The organism is Halogranum amylolyticum (assembly GCF_900110465.1).
Taxonomy (GTDB): domain Archaea; phylum Halobacteriota; class Halobacteria; order Halobacteriales; family Haloferacaceae; genus Halogranum; species Halogranum amylolyticum.
Genome location: NZ_FODV01000006.1, coordinates 69,657 through 92,709, shown reverse-complemented (window position 1 = coordinate 92,709; position 23,053 = coordinate 69,657). Strand labels below are relative to the sequence as shown.

The 23,053-nt window shown below is 66.8% G+C and carries 28 protein-coding genes and 1 tRNA gene; 20 read left to right on the top strand and 9 right to left on the bottom strand.

Annotated elements, in window-relative coordinates:
- Positions 1 to 13: 13 nt before the first annotated feature.
- From paaA to paaE, 5 genes are read left to right on the top strand one after another with little or no spacing between them, the layout of a single operon-like run.
- Positions 14 to 958 (top strand): 1,2-phenylacetyl-CoA epoxidase subunit PaaA, encoded by a 945-nt coding sequence (paaA, locus tag BSG17_RS13405; RefSeq protein WP_089824908.1) that lies wholly within the window; start codon positions 14 to 16, stop codon positions 956 to 958.
- Positions 959 to 967: 9 nt separating this feature from the next.
- Positions 968 to 1,303, top strand: coding sequence for a 1,2-phenylacetyl-CoA epoxidase subunit PaaB (gene paaB / locus BSG17_RS13400; RefSeq protein WP_089824907.1), 336 nt, complete (start codon positions 968 to 970; stop codon positions 1,301 to 1,303).
- Positions 1,300 to 2,112: a 1,2-phenylacetyl-CoA epoxidase subunit PaaC gene (gene paaC, locus BSG17_RS13395; protein WP_089824906.1), complete on the top strand. Its 813-nt coding sequence runs from the start codon at positions 1,300 to 1,302 to the stop codon at positions 2,110 to 2,112. Before paaB ends, paaC begins: the two co-directional genes overlap by 4 nt.
- Positions 2,113 to 2,114: 2 nt before the next feature.
- On the top strand, positions 2,115 to 2,567 hold the full coding sequence (gene paaD, locus BSG17_RS13390) for a 1,2-phenylacetyl-CoA epoxidase subunit PaaD (protein WP_170864809.1): 453 nt from the start codon (positions 2,115 to 2,117) through the stop codon (positions 2,565 to 2,567).
- Positions 2,568 to 2,579: 12 nt separating this feature from the next.
- Positions 2,580 to 2,750, top strand: a complete 171-nt coding sequence (gene paaE, locus BSG17_RS27055; protein ID WP_170864805.1) for a 1,2-phenylacetyl-CoA epoxidase subunit PaaE — start codon at positions 2,580 to 2,582, stop codon at positions 2,748 to 2,750.
- Positions 2,751 to 3,065: 315 nt separating this feature from the next.
- On the opposite strand, the gene trpB is transcribed toward paaE, so the two are convergent.
- On the bottom strand, positions 3,066 to 4,244 hold the full coding sequence (gene trpB / locus BSG17_RS13385) for a tryptophan synthase subunit beta (protein ID WP_089824901.1): 1,179 nt from the start codon (positions 4,242 to 4,244) through the stop codon (positions 3,066 to 3,068).
- Positions 4,241 to 4,645, bottom strand: coding sequence for a DUF8106 domain-containing protein (locus BSG17_RS26025; RefSeq protein WP_139246609.1), 405 nt, complete (start codon positions 4,643 to 4,645; stop codon positions 4,241 to 4,243). The genes trpB and BSG17_RS26025 overlap by 4 nt, the downstream gene beginning before the upstream one ends.
- Before the next feature lie 145 nt (positions 4,646 to 4,790).
- Here BSG17_RS26025 and BSG17_RS13380 point away from each other — a divergent pair, with 145 nt between their 5' ends.
- The 7 genes from BSG17_RS13380 (at position 4,791) to BSG17_RS13350 (ending at position 10,024) form a co-directional block, all read left to right on the top strand.
- Positions 4,791 to 5,645 carry an NOP5/NOP56 family protein gene (locus BSG17_RS13380; protein ID WP_089824900.1) on the top strand — a complete coding sequence of 285 codons (855 nt, stop codon included), beginning with the start codon at positions 4,791 to 4,793 and terminating at the stop codon, positions 5,643 to 5,645.
- Entirely contained in the window at positions 5,642 to 6,289 is a 648-nt protein-coding gene (locus BSG17_RS13375; protein WP_089824898.1) for a fibrillarin-like rRNA/tRNA 2'-O-methyltransferase, read from the top strand. Before BSG17_RS13380 ends, BSG17_RS13375 begins: the two co-directional genes overlap by 4 nt.
- An 89-nt stretch (positions 6,290 to 6,378) precedes the next feature.
- On the top strand, positions 6,379 to 7,044 hold the full coding sequence (gene tenA / locus BSG17_RS13370; RefSeq protein ID WP_089824896.1) for a thiaminase II: 666 nt from the start codon (positions 6,379 to 6,381) through the stop codon (positions 7,042 to 7,044).
- Entirely contained in the window at positions 7,041 to 7,724 is a 684-nt protein-coding gene (locus BSG17_RS13365) for a TenA family protein (protein ID WP_170864804.1), read from the top strand. Before tenA ends, BSG17_RS13365 begins: the two co-directional genes overlap by 4 nt.
- A 71-nt stretch (positions 7,725 to 7,795) precedes the next feature.
- The gene (locus tag BSG17_RS13360) at positions 7,796 to 8,872 is read left to right on the top strand and encodes a glutamate--cysteine ligase (protein WP_089824892.1); all 1,077 of its coding nucleotides are present in this window, start codon (positions 7,796 to 7,798) and stop codon (positions 8,870 to 8,872) included.
- 64 nt (positions 8,873 to 8,936) lie between these two features.
- Positions 8,937 to 9,455, top strand: a complete 519-nt coding sequence (locus BSG17_RS13355; protein ID WP_089824890.1) for a winged helix-turn-helix domain-containing protein — start codon at positions 8,937 to 8,939, stop codon at positions 9,453 to 9,455.
- 74 nt (positions 9,456 to 9,529) lie between these two features.
- On the top strand, positions 9,530 to 10,024 hold the full coding sequence (locus tag BSG17_RS13350; RefSeq protein WP_089824888.1) for a phosphopantetheine adenylyltransferase: 495 nt from the start codon (positions 9,530 to 9,532) through the stop codon (positions 10,022 to 10,024).
- 22 nt (positions 10,025 to 10,046) lie between these two features.
- On the opposite strand, the gene BSG17_RS13345 is transcribed toward BSG17_RS13350, so the two are convergent.
- Entirely contained in the window at positions 10,047 to 10,355 is a 309-nt protein-coding gene (locus tag BSG17_RS13345; protein ID WP_089824887.1) for a cyclin family protein, read from the bottom strand.
- An 88-nt stretch (positions 10,356 to 10,443) separates the two neighbouring features.
- Between BSG17_RS13345 and BSG17_RS13340 the strand changes: the two genes are divergently transcribed.
- The 4 genes from BSG17_RS13340 (at position 10,444) to BSG17_RS13325 (ending at position 13,098) form a co-directional block, all read left to right on the top strand.
- Positions 10,444 to 10,527: transfer RNA gene (locus tag BSG17_RS13340), tRNA-Leu, on the top strand.
- A gap of 364 nt (positions 10,528 to 10,891) precedes the next feature.
- Complete coding sequence (locus tag BSG17_RS13335) at positions 10,892 to 11,302, top strand: ATP-binding protein (RefSeq protein ID WP_089824885.1); 411 nt, start codon at positions 10,892 to 10,894, stop codon at positions 11,300 to 11,302.
- Between the two features lie 214 nt (positions 11,303 to 11,516).
- Positions 11,517 to 12,326, top strand: coding sequence for a diadenylate cyclase (gene dacZ / locus BSG17_RS13330; RefSeq protein WP_089824883.1), 810 nt, complete (start codon positions 11,517 to 11,519; stop codon positions 12,324 to 12,326).
- 1 nt (position 12,327) lies between these two features.
- Positions 12,328 to 13,098, top strand: a complete 771-nt coding sequence (locus tag BSG17_RS13325) for a mechanosensitive ion channel domain-containing protein (RefSeq protein WP_089824881.1) — start codon at positions 12,328 to 12,330, stop codon at positions 13,096 to 13,098.
- Positions 13,099 to 13,125: 27 nt separating this feature from the next.
- On the opposite strand, the gene BSG17_RS13320 is transcribed toward BSG17_RS13325, so the two are convergent.
- Complete coding sequence (locus BSG17_RS13320) at positions 13,126 to 13,656, bottom strand: acyltransferase (protein ID WP_089824880.1); 531 nt, start codon at positions 13,654 to 13,656, stop codon at positions 13,126 to 13,128.
- A gap of 84 nt (positions 13,657 to 13,740) precedes the next feature.
- Complete coding sequence (hisB, locus tag BSG17_RS13315) at positions 13,741 to 14,331, bottom strand: imidazoleglycerol-phosphate dehydratase HisB (protein ID WP_089825081.1); 591 nt, start codon at positions 14,329 to 14,331, stop codon at positions 13,741 to 13,743.
- A 219-nt stretch (positions 14,332 to 14,550) separates the two neighbouring features.
- Between hisB and BSG17_RS27050 the strand changes: the two genes are divergently transcribed.
- A complete protein-coding gene (locus tag BSG17_RS27050) occupies positions 14,551 to 14,721 on the top strand; it encodes a hypothetical protein (RefSeq protein ID WP_170864803.1) in 171 nt (56 codons plus the stop codon).
- Between the two features lie 33 nt (positions 14,722 to 14,754).
- Here BSG17_RS27050 and hisA read toward each other — a convergent pair whose 3' ends face one another.
- The 4 genes from hisA to BSG17_RS13295 all read right to left on the bottom strand — a co-directional run bounded on the left by hisA (position 14,755) and on the right by BSG17_RS13295 (position 19,460).
- Positions 14,755 to 15,477: a 1-(5-phosphoribosyl)-5-[(5-phosphoribosylamino)methylideneamino]imidazole-4-carboxamide isomerase gene (gene hisA / locus BSG17_RS13310; RefSeq protein WP_089824878.1), complete on the bottom strand. Its 723-nt coding sequence runs from the start codon at positions 15,475 to 15,477 to the stop codon at positions 14,755 to 14,757.
- 51 nt (positions 15,478 to 15,528) lie between these two features.
- Complete coding sequence (gene metX / locus BSG17_RS13305; RefSeq protein WP_089824876.1) at positions 15,529 to 16,779, bottom strand: homoserine O-acetyltransferase MetX; 1,251 nt, start codon at positions 16,777 to 16,779, stop codon at positions 15,529 to 15,531.
- A gap of 2 nt (positions 16,780 to 16,781) precedes the next feature.
- Positions 16,782 to 18,062, bottom strand: a complete 1,281-nt coding sequence (locus BSG17_RS13300; RefSeq protein ID WP_089824874.1) for an O-acetylhomoserine aminocarboxypropyltransferase/cysteine synthase family protein — start codon at positions 18,060 to 18,062, stop codon at positions 16,782 to 16,784.
- Between the two features lie 81 nt (positions 18,063 to 18,143).
- Complete coding sequence (locus tag BSG17_RS13295) at positions 18,144 to 19,460, bottom strand: hypothetical protein (RefSeq protein ID WP_089824872.1); 1,317 nt, start codon at positions 19,458 to 19,460, stop codon at positions 18,144 to 18,146.
- A 134-nt stretch (positions 19,461 to 19,594) separates the two neighbouring features.
- On the opposite strand from BSG17_RS13295, the gene ligA reads away from it, so the two are divergent.
- From ligA to BSG17_RS13280, 3 genes are all read left to right on the top strand, one after another.
- Positions 19,595 to 21,682: an NAD-dependent DNA ligase LigA gene (ligA, locus tag BSG17_RS13290; protein ID WP_089824870.1), complete on the top strand. Its 2,088-nt coding sequence runs from the start codon at positions 19,595 to 19,597 to the stop codon at positions 21,680 to 21,682.
- A 101-nt stretch (positions 21,683 to 21,783) separates the two neighbouring features.
- A complete protein-coding gene (gene gvpH / locus BSG17_RS13285; protein WP_211609136.1) occupies positions 21,784 to 22,263 on the top strand; it encodes a gas vesicle protein GvpH in 480 nt (159 codons plus the stop codon).
- Between the two features lie 174 nt (positions 22,264 to 22,437).
- Entirely contained in the window at positions 22,438 to 23,013 is a 576-nt protein-coding gene (locus BSG17_RS13280) for a DUF7344 domain-containing protein (protein WP_089824868.1), read from the top strand.
- The last annotated feature ends 40 nt before the right edge of the window (positions 23,014 to 23,053 follow it).

The following is a 23,053-nucleotide window of genomic DNA, read 5'->3' as shown; positions in this document are numbered from 1 at the left end:
GTAATTATTGTCCATGGACCTCGACACCGTCAAGGAGCGTGCTGGCCCCCGCCAGTTCAGCCCCAAAGACGACATGCCCGAAGAGTACCGGAAGGCGGCGACCCGGATGCTCCAGTTCCACGCGAACTCGGAGGTGATGGGCGGCTATCTCGAGAAGCCGTTCATCCGGCAGGCCCCCAGTCTCGACCGAAAGCTCGCGTTCTCGGCGAAGGTGCAGGACGAGATCGGTCACGCGCAGTTGCTCTACCGTGCGGCGGAGTCGCTGGGTGTGAAGACCCGCGACGAGATGCTCGACGAGTTGGCCGAGGGGGAGGGGAAGTTCCTCAACTGCTTCCACTACCCGATGGAGACGTGGTACGAGGTGCCGATGATCGGCTTCTTCGTCGACGGTGCGGCGATGCGGCGGCAGGCGACGCTGAAGAGCACCTCGTGGGAACCCTACGCGCACGCGATGGACAAAGTGTGCTTCGAGGAGGGGTTCCACGTCAAACACGGCGAAGACATGCTCCGCGAGCTGATGACCTCCTCGAAAGCCAACCAGGAGCGCACGCAGGAGGCGTTCGAGGAGTGGTGGCCCCGCGTCATCCAGTTCTTCGGCCCGGTCAACTCCCAGAGCACCCACCACGGCTTCGCGGCCGAGGTCGGCCTGAAGACCAAGAGCAACGACGAACTCCGGCAAGCGTTCCTCAACACCTACATCCCGAAGGCCGAGCGCTACGGGCTGGAGATTCCGGACACGCCGGAGATCATCTACCACGAGGACGAGGGTCGTTACGAGGTCGTCGAGGAGGACCTCGACTGGGACCAGTTCTGGACCATCGCGAAGAACGACTACGACGGCAGCTACGAACAGATCGGCTCCCGGGCCGACCGTCAGGAGGCCGTCGAGTGGGTTCGCGAACAGATGGACAGCTACGAGACCGCACACACCGGCACCGCCCCGCAGGCGGCCGACTGAGTTAGAACCATGATTTGGGAAGTCTTCAGACAGGAGAAAGCGGGCGACTACCACCGACACGTGGGGAACGTCCACGCACCGGACCGCGAGATGGCCAAACTGTTCGCGCAGATCCAGCACGGCCGGCGGATGCAGACCCACAGCATCTGGGTCGCCCCGCAAGAGGAGATCTCGGAGGTCGACGACGAGGACACCGACTTCGGCGGGTCGACCGACAAGGCGTACCGTTGGGCGATGACGTACAACCGCGTCGACGCCAGCGGTATCCAGGAGGTCGTCGAGTCCGAGGCCGAACAGCGTGCGGCGGCGAAGAAGCGCGAGGCCGCCGAGGAGGCCGACTCGTGAGCCTCGACGACGCCGACTCGCTGACCGACGAGGAGCGCGCCGCCGTAGAGGAACTGCTGTTCCGGATGGCCGACGACGAGTACGTCGCCGGCGAGCGCTACATCGAGTGGCAGATCTACGCGCCGACGCTCGAATCGGATCTCGCGCTCTCGAACATCGCACAGGACGAGTTCGGTCACGCTCGCCTCTGGTACGATCTCCTGCAGGACATGGGCTACACCGAACAGGAGTGCATCTGGGAGCGCGACCCGGCGACGTGGACCCACTCGACACTGGTCGAACTCCCCTTCGAGGAGGGCGACTGGGCGGACGCCATCGTCCGGAGCTACCTCTACGACGTCGCCGAGAACCTCCGAATGGAGGCGCTCGTCGACTCGTCGTACCCGCCGGTCGCCGACCGCGTCGCGAAGGTGCTCTCCGAGGAGCGGTACCACCGGGAGCACGCCCAGAGCTGGCTCGAACGGCTCACCGGCGGCGAGGAACACGACCGCGTACAGGCCGCCGTCGAGCGCCTGTTCCCCTACGCGCTGACGCTCTTTGCGGCCGGGCAGCACGAGGACGACATCGTCGACCTCGGGCTCCGAACGGAGAGCCTCGACGACCTCCGCGAGGAGTGGCTCGACGTCGTCGTCCCGTTCCTCGAGTCGCTCGACCTGACGGTACCGGAACCGGACGAGGTCGACCTCCCCGAGGAGACGGGTCGCGACGGCAGCCACACCGACGCGTGGTTCGACCTCTACGACGAGTTCACGCACACCTACGACGAACTCGACTTGGACGAACCCATCCGGATCCGGGGTGAAGGATGAGCATGGAGTCGGGCGCGCCGGTCGGGTCGGACGCGTGCGCCTACACCGACTACGCGCCGGGCGAGAAACCCGAGGCGTTCCCGAAGACCGGTGAGGGTGCCACGGGCGTCGAGGCCGACATCTGGGAGGCGCTGTACGAGGTGCAGGACCCCGAGATGCCCGTCAGCGTCGTCGACCTCGGGCTGATCTACAACGTGGACGTAGAGAGCGAGCCGCCGGAGGGGTCTCGTGAAGACGGTGAAGCCGCCGGAACGAAGGCGACCGTCGAGATGACCCTGACGTACACCGGCTGTCCGGCGCGGGACATGATCCTCAACGACGTCCGGTGTGCGGCGATGACCGCTCCCGGCGTCGACGAGGCCGAGGTGAAACTGCGCTACAACCCGCCGTGGAACGTCAACATGGTGACCGAACAGGGGAGAGAACAGCTGCGCGAGTTCGGGCTGAGCGTGTGAGATGGTGAAACTATGAGACGTTCGTTCGACCCGTCGACTTCGACCAGCGGGGACACGGAGGGTGCGGAGTGCCCCTACTGTGGGTCGACGGAGACGGTTCGCGAGCATCCGAAGGGCCCCGGGCTCTGCCGGTCGATGCACTACTGCAACGACTGTGAACAGCCGTTCGAGAAGTTCGGCTAGAGAGTCGAGGTTCTCGAGGTCCACTTTTCGACGCGGCTCGTCTGTTTCGATGGGCGGTGCTCACTTCCTTCTGTAGTTAGTCAGCACGAGAGTCTCTCGAAAGCCCACGCGCTGTCGACTCGCGCGCCTCGCTGCGCTCCTCGCTCTCCGCAGCCGCTGCGGTGCTTGCGTCGTCATCAGAAATCAAAGATTTCTGATCGGCTCACGAGACGCGATGCGTCTCGTGATCGTCGTGCCTCGTCGACAGCGCGTCCCCTTCCAGTCCCGCCCGCCGCACAGCCACGTGCCGGAACGAAACTCAGTCCTCGCGACCGACTACAGGTCGAACAGTTCTGCGGCCTGCTCCATGTCTTTGTCGCCACGTCCCGAGAGGTTCACCACGATGGTCTCGTGTTCGCCCTCCTCGGCCAACTGCTTCGCCAGCGCGAGACCGTGACTCGACTCCAGGGCGGGGATGATCCCCTCCGTCTCGCTGAGCGTCCGGAACGCCTCCAGCGCCTCGTCGTCGGTGATGCCACGGTACTCACAGCGACCGACGGCGCGGAACATCGCGTGTTCGGGGCCGACGCCGGGGTAGTCGAGGCCGGCAGAGACCGAGTGCACTTCCACGTCGTCGTCGATCACTCTCGTGTGCATCCCGTGGATGACGTCGTCTTTCCCCTTCGCCAGCGGCGCGGCGTGGCGCTTCGAGTCCGTGCCCTCCCCACCGCCTTCGCCGCCGTAGAAGGCCACGTCGTCCTCGCGGAAGGCGTGGAAGAGGCCGATGGCGTTCGACCCCCCGCCGACGCAGGCGACGGCGGCGTCCGGCAACCCCCCGGTCTGCTCCTGAATCTGTTTGCGGGCCTCCTCGCCGATAACGGATTGAAACTCCCGGACCATCCGCGGGAACGGGTCCGGGCCGACGACCGACCCGACGAGGTAGTGGGTGTCGTCGACGTTGTGCGCGAAGTCCTCGAGCGCGGCGTCGACGGCGTCGGCCAGCCCCTTCCCTCCGCGGGTGACCTCGTTGACCTCCGCCCCCATCAGGCGCATCCGGAAGACGTTCATCCGCTGGCGCTCGGCGTCCTTCTCGCCCATGTAGATCTCGGTGTCGAGGCCGAACAGCGCGCCGACCATCGCCGTCGCCGTCCCGTGTTGGCCTGCGCCCGTCTCCGCGATGAGGCGTTCCTTCCCGGCCTTCTTCGCGAGCAGGGCTTGTCCGACGGCGTTGTTTATCTTGTGTGCGCCGCCGTGCAGCAGGTCCTCGCGCTTGAGGAAGACGTCCGCGCCGTACTCCTCGGAGAGATTCCCGGCGTAGTAGAGCGGCGTCGGCCGCCCGGCGTACTGTTCGAGTATCTCCCGGAACTCGGCGTGAAACTCGGGCGTCTGGGCGATCGCCTCGAACGCCTCGGTCAACTGGTCGAGCGGTTCCTCCATCACCTCGGGGACGTGCCGTCCGCCGAACTCGCCGAACTCGCCGCCCTCGTCGTCTCCTGACGACTCGTGTTCACTCATGACACAACTGCCGTCGCTGCTCTACAAATGTGTTCTGGTGACGACAGCGTCCCCCCCGTAGGCGACGCTACTCTCGCGTTCGTCCCACCATCCGTATCCACGCGACCGTCCAACGACGACCACGCGCGCGTCCAACGTTCGAGTCCTCGGGGAGCGACACCGTCGACACGCGAGGTCGACCCTGCTGTGACGGCCGACGACGCCGGGTCGACGTCAACCACCGGACGTCGCTGGACCAGTTCGTCACAGGCCGGACAGCAGTAGGTCACGGCGTCGTCCGTCTCGCTGATCTCCCAGTCGCCGTCGAAGCGGTCGGCGTACCCACAGGTAGGGCAGAACAGGACCGCCTTACTGTGAGGCGGGCGTGACGACCGCGGGGACAGTGACCCCGATCGAGTCATAACCGGAGGTCGCCGCTCGGGTGCAATAAACGCCGTCCTTAGTGAGTGGGGCCGAGTTAATATGTCTCCTCACAGTTGGGGTGGCGTCGTCGACCGGAGCGACCGAACGAGGCACGTTTAATCCCGGGGGCGAGAACTCCTACCCATGACGACCGACGCGTGGTTCGCCGGCCTCTCTTCCGGCGACCCCGACGAGACCGACGAAGCGGCGACGCGCATCCGAGAGGGAAGCGCCGACGCCCCGGCCGACTGGCCGACGCTGGCCGTCGAGGCAGGCTTCGTGCCCGACGAGGAGGCGTACTACGCGACGCTCCGCGAGGCGACGATCGCTGCCGCCCGCGCGGCCGTCGTCGAACGCGAACGCGCCGACGACAAACAGCTCGTCCACGCCGTCCGCGCGATGGACGACGCCGAACGGACGGCCAACGAACTCGCCGAGCGCCTCGCGGAGTGGGCGGGGACGCTGTTCGACGACGCCGGAACGGGCGTCGACTACGCACGTGAGCTAGCGACGCGAAACCCCGAGTCGCCGGCCGAGGAGCCGGTCGTCTCCTTCGCTGGTCGCGTCGCCGACCTCGCCGACGAGGCCGACGACCTCCGAGAGTTCATCGAGCGCCGCGCGCCCGACGTCGCGCCGAACCTCGCGGAGATGGCCGGTCCGGTGCTCGCCGCCCGACTCATGTCGCTGGCCGGCGGTCTCGACGAACTGGCGAAGAAACCCAGCGGGACGGTGCAGGTGCTCGGGGCCGAAGACGCCCTGTTCGCCCACCTCGCAGGACGTGCGACGTCGCCGAAACACGGTGTCATCTTCACTCACGAGTACGTCCGCGGGACGCGGAGTGAGGACCGCGGGTCCGCCGCCCGCGCGTTCGCCGGGAAACTCACGCTCGCCGCCCGCGTCGACCACTACGGCGGCGAGTTCAAGGGGGAGCTTCACGACGACCTGCGGGAACGTATCGAGACGATCCGCGCCCGCGGCGAAGGGGGTGACGACGAATGAGCGACGAACGGCCCGACGATCTTCCCGCAGGCGTCGAACGCCGAAGCTTCGACGGGCGAGACCGACTCGCGACGCGAGGACTCCCGGTCTACGGCGAACCGACCGACGGCGACTGGCGTGTCTGGGACGCAGGGCGGTCGAAGCTCGGCGCAATGCTCGAACTCGGGATGGATACCGGTCTCGGCGGTGGCGAGACGGTGCTCTACCTCGGCGCGGCGAGCGGGACGACCGTCTCGCACGTCGCAGACCTCGCCGGCCCGACCTACGCCGTCGAGTTCGCCCCCCGACCCGTCCGCGACCTCGTCGCCGTCGCCGAGGACCGCGAGAACCTCTTTCCGCTCCTGAAGGACGCTCGCAAACCCGAGAGCTACGCACACGTCGTCGAGGCCGACGTCGACGTCGTCGTCCAGGACGTCGCCACTCGCGGGCAGGCACAGGTCGCCGCCCGCAACGCGCAGTTCCTCCGCGAGGACGGCCGACTGCTCGCGGCGATCAAGGCCCGCAGTGAGGACGTGACCGCCGACCCCGCGGACGTCTTCGACGACGTTCTCGACGAACTCGCAGAGCACTTCGAGATACTGGAGACCGCTCGGTTGGACCGGTTCCACGACGACCACCTCAGCGTCGTCGCCCGCCCCCGGTAGCGCCGCTCGCTTTTTCCCTCCCTCTCGCACTGGTATTCTATAGTTGTACTATCCGGTGGTACTTTGGTCGTCGGCGCGAACGCTCGGCTATGGCGTTCACCGACAGCCTCCGCGACGACGCCGACGAGATCTGGACGGCCATCTACGACCACCCGATGGTCGAAGGCATCGGCGACGGGACGCTCGACGAAGAGCGGTTCCGATACTGGCTGCGACAGGACTACGTCTACCTCGTCGACTACTGTCGTCTGTTCGCGCTCGGAGCGGCACAGGCACCGACGCTGGACCGGATGGAGACGTTCGCGACGCTGCTCTCGGAGACGCTCCACACCGAGATGGAGCTCCACCGGGAGTACGCCGCCGACTTCGGCATCACCGAGACGGACCTAGAGGAGACGGCGGCGTCGCCGACCACGCGAGGCTACACCGACTTTCTGGTCCGGACCGCCGCGCTGGGGACGTTCGGCGACCTCGTCGCCGCGCTCCTCCCCTGTATGTGGGGGTTCAACGACACCGGGCTCCGACTCCGCGAGGACGGCCTCCCCGACGAGGAGCGGTACGCCGAGTGGGTGCGAACCTACAGCAGCGACGAGTTCACCGAACTCACCGAGTGGTGCAAGGAACTGATGGACGACGTGGCGGCGTCGTCGACCCCCGAGGACCGCGAGCGCTACCGGGAGCTGTTTCTCACGTCGGCGCGCTACGAGTACGAGTTCTGGGACGCCGCCTGGCAGTTAGAGGGGTGGTCGGTGTGACCGTCTCCGGGTTCACCGACTTCGACGAGAGCGACGAGACGCGGTTCACCGAGTGGCTCCGCGCCCGGTCGGAACCGGCGTGGACGGAGGCGACGACGCATCCGTTCACCCGCGATCTCGCCGACGGGTCGCTCGACCCCGACGCCTACGCCGACTACCTCGTCCAGGACTACGCTTTCGTCGACACGCTCGTCAGCCTCGTCGGCTACGGTGTCGGACAAGCACCGACGATGAGACAGAAACGCCGACTCGTCGAGTTCCTCGACACGGTCACCGACGAGGAGGACGATTACTTCGAGCGGTCGTTCGAGGCGCTGGGCGTCGTCCCCGACCGCTACGAGAACCCGCCGCTGGCTGAACCGACCGCGGCGCTGCGGGACCTGCTCTGTCGTGCGGCGACGACCGGCGACTACGCCGAGACGCTCGCGGTGTTGCTCCCGGTCGAGTGGGTGTATCTCACCTGGGCGGAGTCGGTCGACGCGCCCGACGAACCGTTCTACTACCGGGAGTGGGTGACGCTCCACGACGACCCGGCGTTCGCGGCCTTCGTCTCGTGGCTCCGCGACGAACTCGACGCGCTGGGTCCGACGCTCGCCCCGCGTCGACAGCGACGCGTCGCCTCGCTTTTCACGCGGGCCGTCCACCTCGAGGTGGCGTTCTTCGACGCCACGTACAGGTGACGCGAGCGGGGCTACACGCCGTGCTCGCGATGCCAAGACCTATTTAATGGGCCGACTCGAAGGAGCGGGCAATGGAGTTAGGGTCGCCGGAGTCGTTCACGCGGCTCGGAACGCTCGGAGTCGAAGAGGAGTTCTACATTGTCGACGACACGGGACGGCCGACCTCGGGGATCGACGATCTTGTGTACGGGGACGACGACCCCCCGGAACCGCTCGTGGGACGCCTCGACCACGAACTGTTCCAGTTCACCATCGAGACGCAGACGCCGCTCATCGAACGCCTCGACGACGCTTCCGAGGCGATCTCGTCTGTCAGAGACGCACTCGTCGAACACGCCGAGAACCACGGCTACCGGATCGCGGGCGCGGGGCTGCATCCGATGGCCAAGTGGCGCGAACTCGACCACGCACAGAAGGACCGCTACCGCGCACAGCTCGACCGGATCCAGTACCCGCAGCACCGGAACACGACGGCCGGCTTCCACGTCCACGTCGGCGTCGACGACGCCGACAAGGCGACGTGGATCGCCAACGAACTCCGGTGGTATCTCCCGCCGATGCTGGCACTGTCGGCGAACTCGCCGTACTGGAACGGGTTCGACACCGGTCTCCAGTCGGCGCGGGCGAAGATCTTCGAGGGACTCCCCAACACGGGGATGCCGACGGCGTTCGAGGATTTCGAGGCGTTCCAGCGGTTCGAACGCCGGATGGTCGAACTCGGCTCGATCAACGACCGCGGCGAACTCTGGTACGACGTCCGCCCGCACACCGGCCATGGGACGGTCGAGGTCCGGACGCCGGACGGACAGTCGGACCCCGAGGTCGTCTTCGCGTTCGTCGAGTACGTCCACGCGCTCGTGATGGACCTCGCCGAACGGTACGAGGACGGCGAATCGGGCACCGATATCCGCCGCGAGCTGCTCGACGAGAACAAGTGGCGGGCGATGCGCTACGGTCGTGAGGCCAGTTTCGTCGACCAATCCTCGGAGGAGACGGTCGACCTCGCGACGTTCGTCGACGACGAGTGCGACCGACTCGGCGTCTCGGGGCTCCGTGATCTCTTCGACCGGGAGAGCGGTGCCGAACGACAGCGTCGCATCCACGACGACGAGGGCGTCGACGCGCTCTGCAGGTCCGTTCTACTCTGAAACCCGGTGCTCACGACAAGCAAACGTTTTTCCCGGCGTAGTTCTGACCTGCGGTGCAGAACACATGGCTGCAGATGACGCTCCTGACGACCCCCGCGACGAGACCGACTCCGGAGACGAGACCGCGACCGACGAGGTCCGCACGGCACGCGAGCGGATCGAGGAGAGCGCCGACCGGGCCGTCGAGGAGTTCGACCAGAGCGTGGTCGACCTGCTGGCGTGGCTACTCGACACCGAGACGCGGGCCCGTATCTACGTCTACCTCCGGAAACACCCCGAGAGCACGAGCGAGGAGATCGCCGACGGGACCGGGCTCTACCCGTCGACCGTCCGGGAGGCGCTCGCGGAGCTCCACGACGAGGAGATCGTCTCGCGGCAGAAACGCCAGAGCGCCGGCGCGGGCAACAACCCCTACGAGTACGAGGCGATCGCCCCGAGCGACCTCGTCCGCGGTGCGGTCGGTCAGGTCCAAGAGCAGCTGAACACGGTGTTTAACCTCGATCGGCGACTCGACGACGAGGACCGAGACGGCGAGGACGGACCGGTGACGATCACCGTCCGCGGCGACGAGACGGAACAATAGACGGCCCCACTCGGAGCGAGGAGTCGGCATCGGTCACCCGACCGGTTTAAGTTCTACCGCATCTACGCCGAGATATGAACGTCGCGCTCGGCGGGACTTTCGACCCGATCCACGACGGTCACCGCGCGCTGTTCGACCGGGCGTTCGCACTCGGCGACGTGACGGTCGGACTCACGTCCGACGAACTCGCCCCGAAGACGAGACACGTCGACCGGTTCGTCCGTCCCTACGACGAGCGAGAGCGCGACCTGCGGGCCGAACTCGCCACGTTCGCCGACCGCCACGACCGCGAGTTCTCGGTTCGGAGACTCGAGGAACCGACCGGCATCGCCACCGAGGCGGGGTTCGACGCCCTCATCGTCTCACCGGAGACGGTGGGCGGCGGCGAACGTGTCAACGAGATTCGCGAAGAAAAGGGGTTGCCGCCGCTCCGACTCGAGATCGTCGAACACGTCCCCGCCGAGGACGGCGACCGCATCTCCTCGACCCGCATCGTCATGGGCGAGATCGACGAACACGGCAACCTGACGCCGCACTCCGACGGTCGCGAGAAGACGCGGATGGACTGACGTCGCTCACCAACTCGGGTCGTCACCAACTCGGGGGTCGAAAGCCGGCGTCGTCGAGGATACCTTTCCACCGTTGCTGGACGCTGAGTCGCGTCACGCCCATCGCGTCGGCGACGGCGGTCTGGGAGCGTTCCTCGCCGGCGATGAGCGCGCCGGCGTAGATGCTCGCGGCGGCCGTGGCCGGTTTCGACCGGTCGGCGTCGGGGACGTGCGTCAAGAAGAGATCGGTGGCGTTCGAGCGCGCCTCCGACCCGAGTTCGAGGCTGTCGCTCGCGCGGTCGATGGCGGCCAGCCACTCCTCGTTGTCCACCTGGTCACGAGCGCGATACATACCTCTGCGTTCGGCGCGATGGCATATAAACCGTCGGCGACGGCTCGAACGATAGCTTCTTACTCGTGTTTCCTGTAGCACGGAACGCGCGTGGGTAGCCAAGCCAGGAAACGGCGCAGCGCTTAGGACGCTGTCTCGTAGGAGTCCGCCGGTTCAAATCCGGTCCCACGCATACTGTCCCGAACGCCAGTGAGAGACGTGTATGCGCAACGAGCGGATTTGTGCTGGGGAACGAACGCAGTGAGTGACCGTGGTTCACGATCCGCTCGCACGCATCTCCGAACGCTCATTTCCGTCCCCGACTCGCCAGATGGTACGTCAACACCATCTTCATCCCCTCGACGAACGACCCGAGGTCGACGGACGTCGCCTCCAGCCGACCGCTCTTGAGACTGCTGTACCGGGTCTCCCACTCGGTCAGGAAGTACTCCTCGACTTGATGGTCGCGGATCCGCTCGGCGAGTTCGGCTTTCGTCTCGGGGTCGTCGCTCCGGAGTTCCTCGACGGTGACGATGCCGTGTCGGAGCGCGTAGACGATGACGCCCGAGGAGAAGTCGCCCTCCTCGCCGCACGCGACGTTCGTCGTCGACGACGTTCTCGACGTCTACGCCGCGGCCAACTCGGCGCTCGCGAAGGCGTTCGAAGCGGTCCTCGAGAACGCCGTCGAGCACAACGACGCCGAGGCGCCGCGGGTCGAGGTGTCGATGGCCGCCGACGAACGGAACGTCGAGGCGGTCGTCGCCGACAACGGGCCGGGGATCGCCGAGGGCGAACTCGATCTGGTGCTCGGACTCGAAGAACCCGACCAGGTCCGTCACGGTCAGGGGATCGACCTCTTCTTCGTCTCCGAACTGATGGCCGAGTACAGCGGTCGGATCACCGTCGAACCGAACGATCCCCGTGGGACGGCGTTCACCTTCCATCTGCGACGGCAGTCGGCGCCCTGACGTCACCGACGCTCGCCCCCGAGCGACGCGTTGTAAGAGATAAATTCACACACCGGAGTCGACTCGTTTTTTGTGACGCTCGTCTGCACGTATCGCCGACGAGCGACGGCGAAACCACTGGCCGGCTCACGGGTCGGCGGGACGAGACGGGTCGTCAGCGCCGTCGACAGTCGCTCGCAAAGCTTTTTCCCCGTCCCCTGAAAGGTACGTGACAATGGCGACGTTGAGCGAACTTCTCGCAGACCTCGTGGCGGACGTCGACGGCGTGTTTCTCTTCTCCCCGAGCGGCTCGTACTACGAACAGTTCACCGATCTCGAGGAGGATCTCGTCGTCGTCGCACCGGAGAACACTGTCGGCGCGGAGACGTTCGTCGAGCTCCCGCTCGAGTTCGACAACGTCCGCGACCGCGTGAAGTTCTCGATCGAGGGGTCGATGGACCGCGGGCTGTTCGAGGAGGGCGACGTCGTCGCCTGCGTCGTCTCGACGTTCGGCGGCGACATCGACACCGTCGTCCGGGTCCGCGTCGGCGAGTCGATGCGCTCGGGCGTCTACGACCTCTTCGTCAACTCCCGGGCAGACCCCGGCGTCATCCGTGACGTCTTCGAGGTCGCCATCGAACTCGGAAAGAAGGGACAGAAGGGGAAACCCGTCGGCGCGCTGTTCGTCGTCGGCGACGCGGGGAAGGTGATGAACAAGTCCCGACCGCTGTCGTACAACCCCTTCGAGAAGTCCCACGTCCACGTCGGCGACCCCATCGTCAACGTGATGCTCAAGGAGTTCTCGCGGCTCGACGGCGCGTTCGTCGTCAGCGACTCGGGAAAGATCGTCTCGGCGTACCGCTACCTCGAACCGTCCGCCGAGGGCGTCGACATCCCGAAGGGACTCGGTGCACGGCACATGGCCGGCGGTGCCATCACCCGCGACACCAACGCGACGGCTATCGTTCTCTCGGAGTCGGACGGTCTCGTCCGGGCGTTCAAGGGCGGAAAGCTCGTCCTCGAGATCGACCCGGAGGAGTACTGAGATGCAAGTCGAGCAGGTCCTCACCGACATCCCCCCGCGGTGGTGGCTCGCGCTCGTCGTCCTCTTCATCGGCATCCTCCTGAGCTACGTCGTCACCGTCGTCAACCGCCGGCTCCTCGAACGGGCGGGCGTCCCTCGTGCCATCGAGGGGACCGCTTTCGAGCGGATGGCCCACGAACTCGGTACGTCGACGGTCTCCATCGTCGCGAAGTTGAGCGGCTACTTCGTCTTCCTGCTCACGCTGTTCGTCGCACTCACGGTGGCGCAGATCGAGTACACGACGCTGTTCTGGAGCGGCGTCGTCGGCTTCCTCCCCGGGTTGTTCCTCGCCGTCCTCATCCTCATCGTCGGCATCGTCGTCGGCGACAAGGTCGAACTGCTCGTCCAGGAGCGACTGCGCAGCATCAAGGTCCCCGAGGTGAACTTCCTCCCCCGACTCGCGAAGTACAGCGTCTTCTACGTCGCGGCGCTCATCGCACTGAGTCAGGTCGGGGTCGCTACGCTCGCACTCATCGTCCTGCTCGCCGTCTACGCGCTGGCGGTCGTCCTGTTCAGCCTCGTCGCGTTCCGCCCGATGCTCCAGTCGGGGGCTGCAGGTACCTACCTGCTTCTCACGCAGACCTACGGCATCGGCGACGAGATCCGCATCGGCGAGCGCAACGGAATCGTCCAAGAGGTGGACGTGTTCGTCACACGGATCGAGACCGACGGCGAGGAGTACATCATCCCGAACCAGAAGGTGTTCGACGAGGGCGTCGTCCGCATCCGGTAGTCGGCGGCCGTCCCGGCGTTCTCGTTCTCACTCGTCGACGAGATCGACGTCGGCCTCCTCGCCCATCTCCTCGGCCGGCACGCCGGCGACCGTCGCACCCGGCGGGACGTCCTTCGTCACGAGCGAGTTGGCGGCGACCTGCGCGCCCGCGCCGACAGTGACGCCCGGGAGGACGACGGCACCTGCGCCGATCATCGCGCGCTCGCCGACGACGACCTCGCCGGTTCGGTACTCGTCTTGGAGGAACTCGTGACACAGCAGCGTCGCGTCGTAGCCGACGATGGCGTGGTCCTCGAGCGTGACGAGGTTCGGCCAGAAGACGTCCGGCGTGGCCTCGAGCCCCCACGAGACGCCGGTCCCGACGGTGACCCCCATCGCTCGCAGCAGGTGGTTCTTGAGTCGGAGGCTCGGCGAGATGCGGACGAGCCACACGAGCAGGTAGTTGCGGGCGACGACGAGCGGCGAGCGGGCCGTCGTCCACGACTGCAGCGAGTTGCGCGGGCCGGGCGTCGGATGGCGGGTGACTCGGTCGTGACGGGAGTCGGTTGCGTCGGTCACGCCCCGTCGTTCGGTTGGGAGCTATAAAACTACAGGCGGCGCTCCGTATCGGTAGACACGAGAGCCCGGGCGGGGGTGGGCGGCCTACAGTTCGCCCTTCGTACTCGGCGTGTCGTCGGCGCGACGCTCGTCGATGCGGGTGGCGTCGTCGAGACTCCGGGCGAGCGCCTTGAACGTCGCCTCCACCTCGTGGTGAGCGTTGTCGCCCTCGACAGCGACGTGGAGCGTCAGTCCCGCGTTCATCGCCAGCGACATCGCGAAGTGTTCGGCCATGTGACTGGTGAACTCGCCGATCGATTCCTGGGAGAACTCACCCTCGAAGTCGAAGAAGGGGCGGCCGGAGACGTCGACGACGACCGAGGCGACGGCCTCGTCGAGCGGCACTTTTCGGTCGGCGTAGCGGACGATCCCCCGCTTCTCGCCGAGTGCCGCCTCGAACGCTTCCCCGAGGACGATAGCGACGTCCTCGACGGTGTGGTGGTCGTCGATGTGGAGGTCGCCGTCGCAGGCCACCGTCAGGTCGAACAGGCCGTGTTTGGCGAACGCTTCGAGCATGTGGTCGAAGAAGCCGACGCCGGTGTCGACGTCGCTCTCGCCCGACCCGTCGACGGCGAGCGTCACGTCGATGGTCGTCTCGGCGGTCTCGCGGGACACCGAGGCGGTTCGGTCGGTCATATCCGACGGTTGGTCGCCGGCGATATAGGGGTTGTCGTCGACGGCGACGGGGTCGGAAACGTCAATGAAGCGTATAGTCAAATACAGAGAAGAGTAAAGAATAGGAACATGACGGGTCGGCGTTCTGGACGGCGCGTCCGTGCCAACGACCGCCTCAGGTCGATCGTCTGACGGGCGTCTGCTCTAGATTGATATATCAGGAGTTCTAAACGACGGTCGATGAAACGGCTCGTGTTGACAGCAGTGACGTTCTTCGTCGGCGTCCTCCTCGTGAGTTCGCTCACGGTCGAAGGGGTCGTGTTCGGACTGCCGCTCGTCTTGCTGTCACTCGTCGCGGGCGTCAAGGGCCTCTCACAGACGCTCTGGAGAGCGGTGTGGCGAACGGCGTAGACCGCCGGACCCGCTCGGACGCGCCTCGATCGCTCAGACTGCCAGCGCTTCGCGGAGGGTGAACCGACCCTCGTAGAGCGCCGTCCCGACGACGACGGCCGCCGCGCCCGCCTCGCGGAGTGCGGCGACGTCGTCGAGCGTCGCGACCCCGCCCGAGGCGACGACCGGGATGTCGACGGCGTCGACGACGCGCCGGACCGTCTCGGTCTGGACGCCATCCAACTGTCCTTCCACGTCGACGTCGGTGAACAGGATCGCCCCCGCGCCGAGCTCCTCGTAGCGGGTCGCCGCCTCGGCGGGGTCGAGCCCCGTCCCTTCGGTCCACCCGGAGACGACCACCTCGCCCTCCTTCGCGTCGAGACTCACCATCACACTCTCGGAATGGCTCTCCGAGATCTCCTCGACGATCTCCGGCCGCTCGATCGCCGCAGTCCCCAGGATCACGCGGTCGACGCCGCGGTCGAGCAGGTCGACAGCGTCGTCGGCCGTGCGGATGCCGCCACCCAGCTGGACGTCGACGTCGACGGCGTCGAGGATGGCGTCGACGGCGGGGGCGTTCTTCCGTTCGCCCTCGAAGGCGCCGTCGAGGTCGACGAGGTGGAGCGTCCGTGCGCCCTCGTCGACCCAGCGTTCGGCTGCCTCGACGGGGTCGCCGTACGTCTTCTCGGTGCCGCGCTCTCCTTGGACGAGTTGGACCACCTCGCCGTCCTGCATGTCGACGGCGGGGACGACCTCGAACTCGGGGAACTGGCTCATGGTCGTGTCTGTGTGAGAGTGCGAGTAAAGGCAACCGGTTGCGGCAGGGAGCTATCCCGAGAAGAGACTCGTGTGGACGGGTGCGAACTCCGGGTCGTCCCCGCCGTCGGCGGCGACAGTGTCCGTGACCGCCTGGCCGCGGACGCCGTTGTGAAGGAAGTCACGCAGCGGCGGGCCGACGTTCTCGGGCTCGACGAGGAACGCGTCGTGGCCGTGGTCGCTCTCGACGACGTGGTGGGCCACCGGGACGTCGTCGGCGCGGAACGCCTCGGCGACGGTCTCGGACTGTTCGGTCGTGAAGTGCCAGTCACCGGTGAACGACATGAGCAGCGCCTCGCCCTCGAAGGCGGCGAGCGCGGCGGCGTCGGACTCGTACCCCTCCGAGAGGTCGTAGTCGTCCATCGCCCGCGTCAGGTAGAGATACGAGTTGGCGTCGAAGCGGTCGACGAACTTCTCGGCCTGATAGTCGAGATACGACTCGATGTCCCGGTAGGGAAAGAAGTCCGCCGCGGGGTCGCTCGGGAAGGTGTCACGGACCATGTCGCGACCGGCGGCCCGGCGGCCGAACTTCTGGTCCATCGACGACTTCGAGAGGTACATCACGTGACCGATCTGCCGCGCGAGCGCGAGCCCGTCTGTCGGCCCCGTTTCGGCGTCGTAGTAGTCGCCGCCGTGCCAGTTCGGGTCGGTCGTGATGGCGCGGCGGGCGATGCCGTCGAGCGCGAGACACTGCGGGTCGAGGCGGGCTGCCGCGGCGACGGCGACGACGCACTGGACGTCGTCGGGGTAGCGGACCGCCCAGTCGAGGGCGTTCATCCCGCCGACGCTACCGCCGACGACGGCGTGCAGTCGCCCAACGCCGAGGTGATCGAGCAGGCGGCGCTGTGCGCGCGTCCAGTCGCCGATGGAGACCGGTGGAAACCGCGTTCCGTACGGCTCTCCGTCCGGTGCCTCGTTGGCCGGCCCCGACGTCCCGTAACAGGAACCGGGGACGTTCGCACAGACGACGTAGTACTCCGTGGTGTCGATGGCCTTCCCGGACCCGACGATGTCAGACCACCACGCCCGGGCCTGTCCGGCGCTGTTGGGCGGCCCGGAACTGCCGCCCGACTGGCGGTCCCACTGCGTTCGGTGACTCGCGACGTTCTGACTCCCGGTGAGTGCGTGACAGATGAGTATCGCGTTGTCGCCGGTGAACTCGCCGTACGCCTCGTAGGCGACTTCGAGGTTCTCGATGGACTCGCCGCACTCGAACCGGAACTCGCCGAGGTCGGCGACGGCGGCGTCGGTGTCGACCGGCATGGTCAGCGGGTCGCCCGCTCGATACCCTGTTCGAGGTCGGCGACGATGTCTGCGGCGTCCTCGATGCCGACCGAGAGACGGAGCATGTCGGGGCGAACGCCGCCGGCGCGCTGTTCTTCCTCCGACAACTGGGCGTGCGTCGTCGACGCCGGGTGGATGATGAGCGTCTTCGCGTCGCCGATGTTCGCGAGGAAGGAGGCGAGGTCGACCTCCTCACAGAGCCGTTTGGAGGCCTCGAACCCGTCTGCGAGGCCGAACGTGATCATGCCGCCGTACCCACCCTCCAGGTACTTCGAGGCGTTCTCGTGGGTCTGGTGGTCGTCGAACCCGGGGTAGAGCACCCAGCCGACCGCCTCGTGGTCCCGGAGGAACTCGGCCACTTCTCTCGCATTTTCGCAGTGTTTCTCCATCCGCAGCGGGAGCGTTTCGAGACCTTGGAGCGTCACCCACGCGTCGAACGGCGACTGCTGGTTTCCGAGCGAGCGAACCGCCCGCTGGCGGGCGGCCGTCGCCAAGGCACGCTCGCCGAACCGTTCGGTGAAGTCGACCCCGAACGCGGGGTTCTCGCCGGAGAGTTCGGGATAGTCGGCGTCGGCGTGGTCCCACGGGAAGGTGCCGCCGTCGACGAGGATGCCTCCCACCGTCGTCCCCGACCCGTGGATCCACTTCGTCGTCGACTCCCAGACGACGTCCGCGCCGTGCTCGATGGGGCGACAGAGCGCCGGCGTGCCGAAGGTGTTGTCGACGACGAGCGGGACGGCGTGGTCGTGTGCGATCTCGGCGACTCGCTCGAAGTCGGGCGTCACGAGCGAGGGGTTGGCGACCGTCTCGACGTGGACGAAGGCGGTGTCGTCGTCGATGGCCTCCTCGTACTGGTCGTAGTCGAGTGTCTCCACGACGCGTGTCTCGATGCCGCGCCGAGAGGCCATCTTCGTGAGGTAGGTCGAGGTGCCGCCGTACATGTCGGCGGAGGCGACGACGTTGTCGCCGACAGAGGCGAGGACGCTCGTTACGGCGTCGAACGCGCCCATCCCCGCGGCGGTGGCGACGGCGTCGACGCCGCCTTCCAGCGAGGCGAGTCGCCGTTCGAGGGTTCTGACGGTGGGGTTCGAGATGCGCGAGTAGACGTCACCCTCGCGGTCGAGCGCGTAGAGGTCTGCGGCGTGGTCGGCGTCGTCGAACACGTAGGACGTCGTCTGATAGATGGGTGGAGCGCGCGCCCCCGTCGTAGGGTCCGGTTCCTGTCCGGCGTGGAGGCTCCGGGTGTGGAAACCACGAGTCATGTATGTGGCGCATATTACTCCATGTTCTTATAACCCGCAGTTACGGCAAGCATCTCCGTCCCTCGAATCGACGGGAGGGTGTCAGAACCCCGAGAGCGACCAGAAGAGGGCGGCCATCCACAACGAGGCACCGACGAGGGTGTAGCCGTGTCGCGCCACCACGTCGTCGCTCAAGCGGACGCCGCCGGCCGCGATCAGTCCGACCGCGAACAGGAGCGTCAGCCGGTGGAGGACGACTTCGATGGGGAGTGCCGTCAGTTGGAGGAACGAGTAGTCGAGGAGGAACCCGAGCCCCAACCCGAGGGCGGCGACGACGAACCCGTCGTCAGCGCGGAGGTGCTCTCCGAGTATGCCCGCGACGATGGGGATGCCGAACGCGATGACGGGGAAGAACAGCGCCGCGATGACCTTGGGAGAACTGGCGAGCGGCGTCTCCTGTTCGAGCGTGATGCTCGCGAGTCGGACCGCCAGCGGGAGGCCGGCCATCGTGACGAACAGCCCGACGTGGTGCCCGGTGAGTCGTTCGGTCACCACCGACTCACGGACCGTCTCGCGGACGGTGTCCCACCGGTCGGAGACCGCCGCGAGGAGACCGAGCGCCGCTGGCGCGAGCGCGAACTGGGGGCCGCCGAACGTCCAGTCGACGAGGTCGATTATCGTCACCCAGCCGTCGGCGTCCATGATGCCGCCGTTCGCGTACCGCTCCCGCTCGATGTCACCTAGATACCGCGTCCCGTAGAAATCCTGCTCGACGTGTTGCTGGGCTCTCGCGAGACTCCCGACCGTGTGTCTGAGTCTGAACCAGTCCCAGTGTTCGTGGTGGGCCTGCACAGCAGTCCACGGCCTGTTCTTTGATCCCCCGTCGTAGAGTCGGAGATGGTACCGCGTCCCGAAGTACGTCCCGTCGTGGAGCTGGTACGTCTCGTCGAGCCAGCGTCCGCCCGACTCGGTGTGGACGTACGTGTATCGACGCGCACCGTCGGAGTCGGCCCACCTGGTCCGCGTCCCGTTCAGGACGACCGTCTCGTTGTCCGGCGTCGTCGTCCGCCACTGCGAGTCGGAGTCGGCCGTGCTCGCGGCCAGCAGCCGACGGACGGTCCCGGCGTCCTCCCGGAACACCACGTTGATCGGGAGGGTCAACGTCTCGAAGTCCTGGCCGCGACTCGTGTACGGCCAGAGCCTCGTGCTACCGTTGACGTACACCCGGACGAACTTGACGTTCGGCTCCGCACGACCCCGCTCGTCGGCCGCTGCCGGAACCATCTGCTCGTCGGCCGCCGGCGTCGGCGGCGCCGCCGACGCCCCAACGTCGGCGAGCGGGCCGAGGAGTGCGACGACCACGAGCAGATAACAGCAGAGACCGACTGCGAGGAGTCGGTGTCGGGTGTTGCCATCCATCGTCTTCTCGGTAGTACTTCGCAAGGAAAGGGGATTACTGCATGGGTATCAATGTACGGATTCTTTTACGACGCCACCCATCGCCGCGGTGTGGGACGAGGGTTCTTTAGGACCGCCACCACCAACTCCACTCGATGACCGAGCAGGCGACGAGCGACAACCCCTACCTACACGATCCGCCGACGGCGTTCGACCCACTCGAGGAGTTGAACAAGGAGACGGCGCGGGACGAAGCCGAACTGCTCCGCGAGGCCATCCGCGAACACGACCACCGCTACTACGTGGAGAACGACCCGATCGTCGCCGACCGGACCTACGACGCCCTCTTCGCACGACTCCAGGAACTGGAAGACGTCTTCGGCCTCCAGACCGAGGACAGTCCGACCCGTCGCGTCGGCGGCGAACCGATCGACGAACTCGACACGGTCGAACACGTCGCGCCGATGCTCTCGATCGACCAGAGCGGCGAGGCCGACGACGTCCGCGCGTTCGACGAACGCGTGCGGCGACGGGTCGGCGACGCGGGCGACGTCGAGTACGTCTGCGAGCCGAAGTTCGACGGTCTCTCCGTGGAGATCGTCTACGAGGACGGCCAGTACACCCGCGCCGCCACCCGTGGAAACGGAGAGGAGGGCGACGAGGTCACCGCACAGGTACGGACGATCCGCTCGATCCCACAGCGACTCCGTGGCGATCACCCAGACTTTCTCGCCGTCCGCGGGGAGATCTACATGCCGCGGGACGCGTTCCAGGCGTACAACCGCGAGCGCATCGAGCACGGCGACGACCCCTTCGCCAACCCGCGGAACGCGGCGGCGGGGAGTCTGCGCCAACTCGACCCGTCGGTCGTCGCCGACAGACCGCTGGAGTGTTTCTTCTACGACGTGATGGACGCGACGGAGCGCCCCGACACCAACTGGGTCGAGTACGAGAGACTCGACGACTGGGGGCTTCGGACCACCGACGACGTCGAACTCGTCGAGGACGTCGAGGACGCCATCGACTACCGCGACCGGATGCAGCAGCGCCGCGAGGACCTGAACTACGAGATCGACGGGACGGTGATCAAGGTCAACGACCGCGCGCAGTGCGAACAGTTGGGGGCGACGTCGCGGTCGATCCGCTGGGCGTTCGCCTACAAGTTCCCCGCTCGTGCGGAGGTGACGACGGTGCAGGACGTCGTGGTACAGGTCGGGCGGACCGGACGACTGACGCCCGTCGCGCTGCTCGACCCCGTCGACGTCGGCGGCGTGACGGTGTCGCGGGCGACGCTCCACAACCCCGACGAGATCGAGAGTCTGAACGTGAACGTCGGCGACACGGTCCGCGTGAAGCGCGCCGGTGACGTCATCCCGCAGGTCGCGGAGGTCGTCGAGAAGCGAAGCGAGGGTCACTACCAGTTCCCCGAGACGTGTCCGGTCTGCGGCAGCGACGTCGAGCGCGACGGACCTATCGCGTTCTGCACCGGCGGGTTAGCCTGTGAGGCGCAGTTGGAGCGCGCCATCGACCACTACGCCAGTCGCGGCGGGTTGGACATCGAAGGACTCGGCGGCGAGCGTGTCGAACAGCTCCGCGAGGCCGGGCTGATCGAGACACTACCGGACCTCTACCGGCTTGACCGCGACGAACTGGCCGAGTTGGAGGGGTGGGGCGAGACGAGCGCGGCGAACCTGGTGAGCGAGATCGAGGCCGCCCGCGAACCCGAACTGGCGAACTTCCTCGCCGCGCTGGGCATCCCGGACGTCGGCGGGGCGACCGCCCGCAGCCTCGCGCGGACGTTCGGGACGTTCGAGGCCGTCAGGGCGGCGAGCGAGGCGGAGCTACAGGACGTGCCGGACGTCGGTCCGACGGTCGCCGAGAAGATCCGGGAGTTCTTCGACAACGAGGAGAACGCGGCGGTCGTCGACGACCTCCTCCAGTTCGTCACGCCGCAGGCGGTCGACGTCGCGGACGACGACCTCGACGAACTCGACGGCCTCACCTTCGTCTTCACCGGGTCGCTCTCGGTCACTCGCGGCGAGGCACAGGACCTCGTCGAACGGTACGGCGCGAACGCGACGGGGAGCGTCTCGGGGAACACGGACTACCTCGTCGTCGGCGACGACCCCGGTCGGTCGAAGCGCGACGACGCCGAGGCGAACGACGTTCCCGTCCTGACTGAAGACGAGTTCCGGGAGCTCCTCGCGGAGTACGGCATCGAGTATCCGCCGGTCGAGGAGTGACATCGGCGAGCGTGAGACCGACCGAGGTCGTCGACGGCTTTATTTGACGAGGTTTGCTAACAGTACCCATAGAACATCGAGGACCGCCTCGAGGAGTAGCTATGACGTACGACGAGAACGGACCAGACGAGGACCGGGAAGACGACGGTCGTCCGCGTGGAATCCGACTGGGGCTCGGGCTCCAACCGCTCGTGGACCTCCTCGACGCACTGATGGAACTCGACGTGAGCAGACCCCCGGCGTCCGAACGGGTCGCTCTCGAAACGGATGCGCCTGGCGGGGAGCGAGAGGAGACACGGCGCGTCGAGGGGAACGATCCGACGACGCGAGACGACGGATCGCTGTCCGAGGAGTGTCGGATCGACACGCGACGCGACGACCGGGTGTTCACCGTCGTCGCCGATCTCCCCGGTGCGACCATCGACGACGTCTCGGTCGGAATCGACCCACGGGCGAACGAGCTCGTCGTCCAGCGAGAGGGAACCGTCGTCGGACGGATCGTGATCCCGTGGGAGTCGCCGGTCGTCTCGCGCGTGTGGTTCAACAACGGGATTCTCGAAGTCCGCTTGGAACCGCAGTAGGCGACTCAATCGGACTCCACCCCTCCACCGTGCCGACGCCATCGAGAGTTCCTCGCGAAAACTCTCGAACGCTGGAGAGTCCCGGCCGACAGTCTCTCTGTGACAACAAAGTGAAACGCACGACAACCGACCTACCGCTTTATCGGCTGTCGCCGACACGGCACGTACGGACCGATGAGCACACCGTCCTCTCCAGTAGCAGAGAACCTAGAGACGTCGATGGACCGTTCGTTGGAACGGGACGAACTGTTTCACCTCCTCCAGAACGGACGTCGGCGCGGCGTGTTGCGGTACATACACGACAACGCCGACGAATCGGTGTTCGAGATGCGAGATATCGCAGAGCAGGTGGCCGCCTGGGAGAACGGCAAGTCCGTCGCACAGTTGACGTCGGACGAACGACAGCGCGTCTACATCGCGCTCTACCAGGGCCACCTCCCGAAGCTCGACGAAGCGGGGATCGTCGAGTACGACCAGAGTCGGGGGCGGGTCGAGCCGACGCCGCTCGCCGGACGGGTCGAACGGTATCTGACGGTCGAGTCGGCGACCGACGACTCGACTCCCGAGAGAAGAGACGACCTCTCGACGCCGGTCTGGTACTACGGCGGTGCGACCCTCGTGAGCACCGCTCTCCTCGCGACGGTCGCCCTCGGCGTCGCCCCCGCGCTCGTCGCCGGGTCGCTCGCGACCATCGTCACGGGACTCTTCGTCGCCATCACTCTCGGCGTGAAATACCGACTCCTGTCGTGACGCTGTCGGCCGGCCAGAGCGGCGACTCCCGCCCCCGACT